This window comes from Sphingobium sp. WR1 (assembly GCF_059693745.1).
The window spans coordinates 114,621-124,144 of sequence record NZ_JCATID010000019.1 but is presented as its reverse complement, the minus strand read 5'-3'; the positions used below and the strand labels follow the sequence as shown (position 1 = coordinate 124,144).

Below are 9,524 nucleotides of genomic sequence, written 5' to 3'. Positions count from 1 at the left end.
GATCACGGGCACTCGCGCCACCGACATGAGCCCGGTTCTCGTGTCGCACGCGCAGATGCTCAGGCTCGGCGTCGACTCCTATCTCTATGTCATGGAGGGCGGCCAGCACGGCGCCTATAATTTCGGTGAATATATGACGCCTGAGGGGCGTGAAACCGTCGCCTATATCGCGCGCTGGTTCCAGCAGCATCTGGCCCGATAAGCTGGGAGCGAATGACAGCATGACCGAATGTTCGGGGAATCCCACCGCCGACCATCGGCTTGGCTTCGGAGTCAGGGCCGGTTCGAAGCGGATGAGCAGGCGTCCCGTCAGGCTGAAGCTCGGCCTGGCGGTTCTCCTGGCGGCGCTGACATCGCAGGCCAGCGCGGGCCCAGTAAGCCTGCCCCTCGTCGAAACGAATAAGGGGCAGGTCCAAGGCATTCTGGTTGACGGTGTCGCCAAATTTCTGGGCATTCCCTACGCCGCTCCGCCCGTCCGGGATCTCAGGTGGAAGGCGCCCGTCGAACATGCACGCTGGTCAGGCGTTCGGAGGGCCACGGACTACGGTCCCATCTGCGCGCAGGAAGCGATCGAGCCATTTTCGGGACCGACCAATACCAACGAAGACTGTCTTTACCTCAATATCTTCACGTCGGTCTTCGGCCGCCCTGGCAAAGACACCCGGCCTGACAAGCTGCCGGTGATGCTGTTCATCCACGGCGGAGGATCATTGAAAGGACATAGCAACGGCTATGACGGCAGCCAGCTTGCGTCAAAGGGCCGCACTGTGGTGGTCACCATCAACTATCGGCTCAATGCGTTCGGCTTCCTCGCCCATCCGGCGCTGCAAGCCGGAGGTTCGCTTGGAAATTACGGCCTGCTTGACCAACAGTTTGCGCTTGCATGGGTGAAGCGCAACATTGCCAAATTCGGCGGAGATCCCGATAATATCACGATCTTCGGTGAATCCGGGGGCGCGCATGATGTCAATGCCCACCTCTTGTCTCCGCTGTCTGCGGGCCTGTTTCAACGCGCCATTCAGCAAAGCGGCGCACCGGCGACGCTCATACCATCGCAGATCGCAAGCAAGCATGGGATCGCGTTTTCGCTCGCCGTCGGCTGTGGTCCCGGATCGGACGCCGTGACGGCGCGGTGCCTCCGGTCGCTTCCAGCCTCGAAAATCCTGGAGAACAGCGCGCTTCTCGGCACGAGCGCAACGCCGCTGGTCGGAGATGGCAGGGTACTGCCGCCTGTCGCTGAAACCGCTTTCGAGACGGGCAATTTCAATCATGTTCCCATCATGAACGGGAGCAATGAAAATGAATTCAATTGGATGATGGGCATTATCCAATATAATAGGAAGTCCCGCGAGCCATATAGCGAGCAGGAGTTTGTCGGGTTTTTGAAGTCCCGGTTTGCGGGAAATGCAGGTCCCGGCGGCGCACCGCCTGCCTATCCGCCAGGCACGATCGACAAGATTCTGGCGCAATATCCGCTCAAGGCCTACCCATCCGTCCAATCCTGGGCGGACGCTGCGGGGACCGATGGCGTCTTTCAGATAGGCGCTTGCAAGGTCAGGCATTTCACCCGCCTTGTGGCGGATCAGGTCCCCGTCTACCAATATGAGTTCCGGGATCAGACCGCGGTCAGCTACTTCCCCGACATGCCTGGCTTCACCCCGCAAGCCTATCATACGGCCGAGCTCATGTATCTCTTTCCCGGCTGGCACGGTCATGAAGGAACGCCTCGGACATTCAACGCCGAAGAACAGGCGCTTTCCGACAGGCTGATTGCGGCCTGGTCGAATTTCGCATGGTATGGAAATCCGAACGGCGCGGGCAATCAGCCCTGGCCTCGCTATAGTTCCGATAGCCCTGTGATCTTTAGCTTCGACGTCAAGCCCGCCGGTTTGACCGTGATATCCGATGACGAATTCTCGACGCGACATAAATGCGATTTCTGGGACGGCATCCTCGTTTACAAACCTGAATGATATCCGGCGCGTGACAGGTCGCGTAGGATAGGATTTCGGCAAGGTCCGCCGGACTGATCAGGTCGTCATTATTGCGCCTCACACCTTGCGGAGCGCTATTGGTCGCCTCGGCGACATAGTCTCATGGCGCGCGATCAGTAAAGGCGGCTTCGGCGGGAGTGGCGGCGCCACTCCCGTCGCCGTCGTTGCGCCCGACAGCACGACATGAGTGCCCGTGCGAGGCAGGCTCCGCCGGTTGAAGGGCGCATTCGTCCTCAATACATCACCGACAGGGTGGCGAACCACTGGCGCGGCGCGATCGGATAGACATTGTAATTGTTGGTATTGGCGCTCGCCTGGACGGTCGATGCGCCCTTTTCCTTGAACAGGTTGGTGACGTTGAGGCTGATCTCCGCCTTTTGCAGGCCAATCAATTGCGACGGCAGCCGATAGGCGATGCGGGCGCTTCCCAGGAAATAGGATTTGACCGAAGCGTCGTTGGTGAAAGTGGTGTAGCGGCGGCCGACATAATCGCCGATGAACTGCGCGTCGAAATCACCGATGGTGAGCGTCGCGACGCTCTTGTTCATCCACTTCGGGCTGACCGGGATCAGCTTGCCGCCGGTGGGAACCACGCCGCCCACCGTCGCCGTTCCACCGATGCGGGTACCGGTAGCCTGACCGGTCTGCGTGCTGTAGTCGCTGTCGTAAATGGAGCGATTATAGGACAGCGCGTTGTAGAGCGAAAACAGTTTGCCAAAGCGCAGGGTCAAGGCAGCATCGACACCATTTGTTTTTACATCGCCGACGTTGAACACGGCCGGCGTGCCACCCGAAATGCCGCCGCCGCCGATGCCGCCAATAGCCGCCGCCGGGGTGATGCCGATCAGACGGTCGCGGAAGTCGACATGATAATAATTCACCTGCGCGTCGATGCCGGTCAGGAAGGCGCTGTCGATGGTACGGCTGGTGCGGAAGCCGATCTCGTAAGTCCAGGCCGTTTCCGGGCGACCGTTATTCTTGAGATTGTCGAAGGCTGCCTGGCTACCACTGCTCCAGGGGGTCACGCCGCCAGCGCCATAGGGCTGGAAGTGACGGAGATTCTTCTGGACGTTGAGGTAGATCTGCTCGTGGTCGGTGACATTCCACTTGGCGCCGATGGCGGGCAGGAACCAGCGCTTGGTGTTGATCTCGCCTTCCGGCAGGGCGCTCGACGATCCGGGCAGCGATCCGATGATCGGCTGGACCGGGAAGGTGCCGCTGGCGAACTGGAGGCTGGATTTGAAGCCGCCCTGGATCAGCAGGCTGGGCGTCAGCTGCCAGGCGTCCTGCACATGGAATTGCAGCACATTGGTGCGCATTTCGCTGCCATATTGGGTGAACATGGGATCGTGCGGCGGCAGTTCGTAGGGCTTGTAGTCCTGAGGCCGGGTCACATCCAGCGCATACCAACGGCGATAGGCGGCCGAGCTGTTATACTCATACCAGACGCCCGCCTGGAGCGTGTGGTCGCCCAGTGTCGCGTCGAGGGTCGAGATCGCGCCGCCGCGATCGATACGATATTCGGTGGTGCGGATCGCGTAGCCCGAATTGCCGGTCGCCTGCTTCAGATTCTGACCGGGGAAGTAAAGCGCGAAAAGATTGGGCAGGCCCGCGACCGTGATCGGTCCGGCAACGATGCCGGCCCCGTCATTATGGTGATAATAGGCCTGGGTCGACCAGTCGACGGCGTCCGAGAGATGTGCCTGATATTTGATATAACCCAGATAGTCGGTGCGCAGCGCGGCGCTGTAGAAGTTGCGGTAATTCTGGGCTTCGGCGGCGGGTACGTTGCCGTTCGCATCGAGATAGCCGATGGCGGCGTTGAAATCAGGGTAGAAGAAGGGGCGGGTATAGGGCTGATAGGCCTGCGCCGCATTGGCCGGATTCTTGAAGACGGTGGTTGCGTCCTCGTTCGGCTCCTGCTTGTCCGAATAAGCGAAATAGGCGGTCAGCTTGCCATTGCTGTCGTCATGGACGAACTTGGCGTTGGCTTGCCAGCCCTTTTGCTTGCCCCTGAAATCCCAGGCGCGGGCATATTGGCGCAGGACCGAAACATAGCCGCTATTGCCATTGCCGAATTCGCCGCTGTCGAGGCGCAGGAAGGTGCGCGATGTATCATAGCTGCCGACCGTCTGGTTGAACTGCGCGCCCATCTGCTGGCGCGGGTCGCTGGAAAAATTCTCGATCGCGCCGCCCAGATTGCTGGTGGAGGCGATACCAAGTTCCGCCGCGCCGGTCGCCACGACCACGCTGCCGACATTTTCGGAAATGATCGCGCGCTGCGGCGAAAGGCCGTTGAAATTGCCGTAGCTCTGATCGCCGAGCGGAACGCCGTCCAGCGTGTGACCCAATTGCTGGCCGCTGAAGCCGTGGATGAAGAGCGAGGCGTTCTGCTCGTTATTCCCCCAGGGGTCGGCGGTGACATACATGACGCCCGGCAGCGTCTGGATCGCCTTGAACGGCGCGACGCCTGGCAGAATCTTCTGGATTTCCGTGGTGGTGATGGCGGTGGCCGATCGGGTCGCCTTCACGCCGGTCACGATGATTTCCGAACGACCGCTTTCGGGCGCGGCGACTTGCGCGGCAGACTCTTCCGCAGGCGTTTGCGCCAGGGCTGGCGTTGTCATGGCAGCAGACAGGAGCGCGGCGCCGGCAAGAAGCCGACCCCGCGAGGACGGGTGAGCGATCATCTGTGATTCCCCTAAATGGCGTGCCTGTTTGCACGTTCGGGGACGACGCCTAGGCCGGAGTGATGACGCTTTTTTGGCGTCCTGCTGAAGTAATAATGGCAACAATATTTCATATTCATTGCCATTATTTCAGCGGGTTGCGGGTAGGACGCCCAGGCCGACATCGCTCGCTCAAGTGCAATTTCCTTACGGAGCCTGCGCCGCTCCGATCAATGCGCCCTGATCCTGGGGTAAATCCAATATCTGTCTTTCCGCGGCCAGCAGCTTTCGCAGCCTGGTGTAGGACACGTCCTGCACCGCTCTGCCATCGGCAATCGCCAGCGAAGCCGCTGCTGCGGCGGATTGGCCAAGGATCATGAACACCGGCTCCATTCGGATGGAGCCATAGGCGATATGCGATGCCGACAGCGCCACCGGCACCAGTAGGTTGCCGGCTTCCGTCCGCTTCGGCACGATCGCATCATAGCTGATCGGATAGGCGCGTCCTGGGCTGACTTCGATATTGCCCTCGTTGCGCACAAAGCCTCGCGCATCGATGATCCGCCGGACATTGTGCGAATCCATGTTGTAGGAGCCCATGCCGATTGGGCGAGGCGTGGGCTTGGTGCCGCGCAAATGCGGCTCCGCCATGACGAAGTCCGACACCATCCGTCGCGCCTCGCGCACATAGAGTTCCCGCGGCCAGTTGCCGTTCCCGGTGAACTCATCCCGGCACAAGCCCCAGCGGGACATTTCCGCCCGTGTTTCGGCAGGCACGCCGGGGTCGTTCGCCATGAACCACAACAATCCCCGCTGGTAGGCTGCATGTTCCCGAATGATTGCCGCCCGCTCGGCATCGCTGCCCTCGGGATAGCGATAGTTCATGCCTATGTCGTCGAACGAGAAAGCGCCGAAATTGTTGGTGTCGGTTTTGCCGTTTGGAATGCGGTCGAACTTCCTGAAGAAGTCGCGATATCCAGCATCCATATAGCGTTTGAGTAGCGCATATTGGCGCGGGTCATAATCCGCTGGCTTGGGCAATGGCGCGCGATTGGCCGGAACATCGGTCAGGCACATGCGGAAAGTATAGGCCTGGATGCGATGGTCGCCTGTGCCATCCGGCGCGATCGCGTCCGCCGTAACCCTGGGCAGCAAGCCGCTGCGGCGATCGCCCGGAACGACATAGGGATCGACATCCAACATGAACTGATGGTTCGTCGTGTTGGCCATCTGAACGCCATTCAACGTTTCGCCATAGGTGGCGTTCGCTTCGCGGCCGACGGCGAAGCCCACGCCCGCGCCGGCCATCAGGTCGCCCTCATAGCTGGCATCAATGAACATGCGTCCGGCGAAACGACGCCCCGTCTTGGAGCGGAACGCAACGATCCGCCTGTCCTTCACCTCGACTCCGCTGGCGCGCCGGTCGATCGGCTGGGACCGCAGCACGGTGACGCCGGCTTCCTTGATCCAATCCTCGTAGATCCGCTCCGCGACCTTGGGTTCGAACTGCCACATGGCGTTGTCGTCGATGAAATTTTCTGCCGTGGCCGGGCGTTTTGCGAAGGTCCAGGAAGCCGAATCGTCATAATGCCGCTTCACCCGACGGTAGAATTCCAGCGACAGGCCGCCGATGGCGCGATGGTTTCCGGTGTCGGACCAGCCAAGGCCATTGGTCGTCATGCCGCCGACATAGGCGTCGCGACAGACCAGCAGCACCGACCGACCGAGCCGCCGCGCCTCGATCGCGGCAATGACACCGGCCGACGTGCAGCCATAGATCACGATGTCCGCTTGCTTTTCGTCGGCTACCTCGGCGTTGGCGCCGCTGGCCAGCAGCAATGAAATGGCCGACATAAGGCGGAACAGCTTGATTTTGCCGATCATCAGAAAGTCGCCGCCACGCCGAAGAAGAAACGACGATCCTCCCGCAAGGAACTGAGCAGGCGCGCCGGATCCTGAAGATATTGCCGTTCGATCGACCGTGTGAGGTTGATCGCTTCGGCCGTCAGCCGGACATTCTGCGTCAGGTTGATCTGCGCCGATGCGTCGAGCTGGCCCCTGGCCTGCATGTAGGAACTGCCGCCGGATGCGGCGCTGCCCTGTCCCTGCAGATATTTGCTGCGATGGATGTAGGCGACCCGAAAGGACAGCGTCTTGTCTTCATAATAGCCGATGAGATTATAGCTGTGCTTGGACAGGCCGGGCAGGGGCAGCGCGCGCTGCGTCGCCTCGTCGACCAGCGGCGTCTTGCTGTCGACATAGGTATAATTGGCCTGGATGCCGAGATTGTCGAACGGCGCCGGCAGGAAGCGCAATGCGTGCTGATAGGCGACCTCGAAGCCCTTGATCGTGCCGGACTCGCCATTGGTCGGCTGGGTGATCTGGAAGAGGTCGTCCGGGCCGGTCGACAGGCCCGGCACGAATTCCGGTCGTGTCGTGTTGATGGTGAAGGAATCGACGTCCTTGTAGAAGCCCGCAACCGTGAGCGCGCTCGACGGCGCGAAATACCACTCCAGCGTCGCGTCATATTGCGTCGCCTGGAAGGGACGCAGGGCAGGGTTGCCGCGCGATCCCGTGCGCGCGACGATGAACGGGATGAAGCTGACACCAACGTCGCTGAGGCTGGGGCGGGCGACCACCTTTGCGGCGGCGGCGCGCAGCATCAGGCTGGGCGTCAGTTCGATCGACAGGTTGGCGCTGGGTAGCCAATAGTCGAAGCGGGACTTGGAGGCGGTCGCCTGAGTGTCGGACAGGTAGCCCGAGGATATGCGCTCGATGCTGATATAGCGCACGCCCGCATTGCCGGAGATCGGCATCGATCCGATTTCGCTCCTGAAATTGGTGCGGACATAGAAGGCGAGCGTATCCTGATCGACATCGCGGATCGACACACGTCCCAGGGGAATGGTGTCGGCACGGGGGATGGGCAGGCCGAAAGCGTCGCGCGCGACATCCTTGTCGACCGTTCCGGTCAACAGGTCGCGCGGAAAATCACCTGAAGCGCCGGGGAAGAAGCTTCCCATGCTGTTGTCGTAATTCAGCCCCGGCATCTCGTCGACGGTGATGATGCCGTCACCATTCCTGTCCCCGACGGCCAGCAGGCTTGCGGCGGAGGGAACGCTTTGCGGCGATTCCGAATAGAATTTGATCTTTTCATAGCGCGAACCGACCTGGACCGAACTCAGCACGCCCCAGTCGGTGCGGATGTCGAAATCGATGCGGCCGTCATAGCCGCTATTGTTGGTGATGTTGTCGCCGTCGAAGACCGAAGCGAGCTGATATTGCGCGGGATCGTCGCGGTTGAAGTTGGTGGCCAGTGAAAGATCGGGCACCGGGCCGCCGCGCGAGAAATCATAGCTGGCGTTGGTCGTGTTTCCCGCACGCGGTACGACGACATAGGTGAAGGAGGCGCCCGGGCCGCCATCCGTCCCCTTGCCCTTGCTGTAGGAAGCGTCGGCCGACATCTTCACGATATCGCCATCATATTTGGTCGAAAAACCAAGGTTGGTGGATTTGAACTCGGTCGGCTCGTCATAGATGAGCGGGCGCAGGGTGACTCCCGTAAATGTGCCGCTGACGACCGTGCCATGTTCGTCCACGACCGCATCGACGTCATTATTGTTGAACAGGACCTGGTAGTTGGCGCTGTTGCGCTCCCGCTTCAGCCGCGAATAGGTGCCGTCCAAGATGATTTCCCAATTCTCCGCCGGACGGAACTGGAGCGAACTGTTGAGCGTCAGGCGCTGCTCCCGCCTGTCGTAGATGCGCGCCATGAAGCGGTTGGGCCGGAACAGGCCAGGATCATCCACGCCGTCGCCATTGCCGTCAATCGCATCGGTGCGCGTCCAGCCGCCCGAATCGAAAGACTGCCCCTGGGTGTGGGTGTTGGAATAGGCGACGCTGGCGAGGATGCCGAACCGGTCGTCGAAATTTTTCGAGACAAGCGCCGAACCGCGATATCCCAGATGATCGGCCTGGTCGGTATAGGCGCCCTGCAATCGGCCGCTGACGACCAGATCGTCAAGGTCGAGCGGACGCTTGGTCTTGAGGTTCACGGTGGCGCCCAGCGCCCCTTCGGGCATGTCGGCGGTCGGGGACTTGGATACGACGATGCTGCCGATGATCTCCGGGCTGATCGATTCCAGCGATGCGCTGCCGCCGGCGCCTGGACCCAGGAAGGTGCGGCCGTTGATCTCCAGGCGATTTTGGGAGATGCCCCGGACGGTGAAGTTGGAACCATCGCCTTCCCGGCGGGTGATCTGGACACCGGTGATGCGGCTCATGGATTCCGCGACATTCTGGTCCGGCAGCTTGCCGATGTCCTGCGCGGTGATGACGTCGACGATGTTGCTTGCGGCGCGCTTGACGTTGATCGATTGCTGCAATGATCCGCGAATGCCCGTTACGACGATATCCTGACTGGCCTGATTGACATCGGACGCATCACCGCCCTGCGTGACATCTGCGCCGGCACCTTGCGCTACCGTCGTCACGCCTGCTGCGGTTGCCGGCGCATAGCTAAACGCAGCGACCGGCGCCAGACCGGGCCGGTCGCGCTTGAGCACGATCGCGTTCCCGACCTTCACTATCTTTAGATCGGTACCCGCCAACAATAGCCGAAGTGCCCGGGATACCTCCATCGCGCCCTTCACGCGGCTGAGCTGGACGCCCTCGGCGACAGGCCCGGGCACCAATATCTCCACACCGGCCTGTCTGGCGAAGAGCGGAATGCCGGTTCGCGCCGGTTGTGGCGCGATGTCGAACCGACGGATCTGGGCAGCCGCTTCCACCGGCGAACCGATGCAGCAGGCCATCGCGGCCGTGGCGCCAAGAAAATGCGCGCGCGCAGCTTTCATACGTC

At 61.2% G+C, this 9,524-nt stretch carries 4 protein-coding genes and 1 pseudogene; 2 read left to right on the top strand and 3 right to left on the bottom strand.

The window, feature by feature from the left end; all coding sequences use genetic code 11:
• Window positions 1-202, top strand: a pseudogene (locus AC58EF_RS20195) (alpha/beta hydrolase); the annotation flags it as partial.
• Window positions 203-221: 19 nt separating this feature from the next.
• Window positions 222-1,973 (top strand): carboxylesterase/lipase family protein, encoded by a 1,752-nt coding sequence (locus AC58EF_RS20190; RefSeq protein ID WP_497278162.1) that lies wholly within the window; start codon window positions 222-224, stop codon window positions 1,971-1,973.
• A 254-nt stretch (window positions 1,974-2,227) separates the two neighbouring features.
• Here the strand turns inward: AC58EF_RS20190 and AC58EF_RS20185 are convergent, their stop codons facing one another.
• From AC58EF_RS20185 to AC58EF_RS20175, 3 genes are all read right to left on the bottom strand, one after another.
• Window positions 2,228-4,621, bottom strand: coding sequence for a TonB-dependent receptor (locus AC58EF_RS20185; RefSeq protein WP_497278161.1), 2,394 nt, complete (start codon window positions 4,619-4,621; stop codon window positions 2,228-2,230).
• 249 nt (window positions 4,622-4,870) lie between these two features.
• Window positions 4,871-6,547 (bottom strand): FAD-dependent oxidoreductase, encoded by a 1,677-nt coding sequence (locus AC58EF_RS20180; protein ID WP_497278160.1) that lies wholly within the window; start codon window positions 6,545-6,547, stop codon window positions 4,871-4,873.
• Window positions 6,547-9,519 (bottom strand): TonB-dependent receptor, encoded by a 2,973-nt coding sequence (locus tag AC58EF_RS20175; RefSeq protein WP_497278159.1) that lies wholly within the window; start codon window positions 9,517-9,519, stop codon window positions 6,547-6,549. The genes AC58EF_RS20180 and AC58EF_RS20175 overlap by 1 nt, the downstream gene beginning before the upstream one ends.
• Window positions 9,520-9,524: the final 5 nt, after the last annotated feature.

Bases quoted from the DNA above. Each gene is read 5' to 3' on its own strand.
- AC58EF_RS20175 (WP_497278159.1), bottom strand. From the start codon at position 9,519: ATGAAAGCTGCGCGCGCGCATTTTCTTGGCGCCACGGCCGCGATGGCC.
- AC58EF_RS20180 (WP_497278160.1), bottom strand. From the start codon at position 6,547: ATGATCGGCAAAATCAAGCTGTTCCGCCTTATGTCGGCCATTTCATTG.
- AC58EF_RS20190 (WP_497278162.1), top strand. From the start codon at position 222: ATGACCGAATGTTCGGGGAATCCCACCGCCGACCATCGGCTTGGCTTC.
- AC58EF_RS20185 (WP_497278161.1), bottom strand. From the start codon at position 4,621: ATGACAACGCCAGCCCTGGCGCAAACGCCTGCGGAAGAGTCTGCCGCG.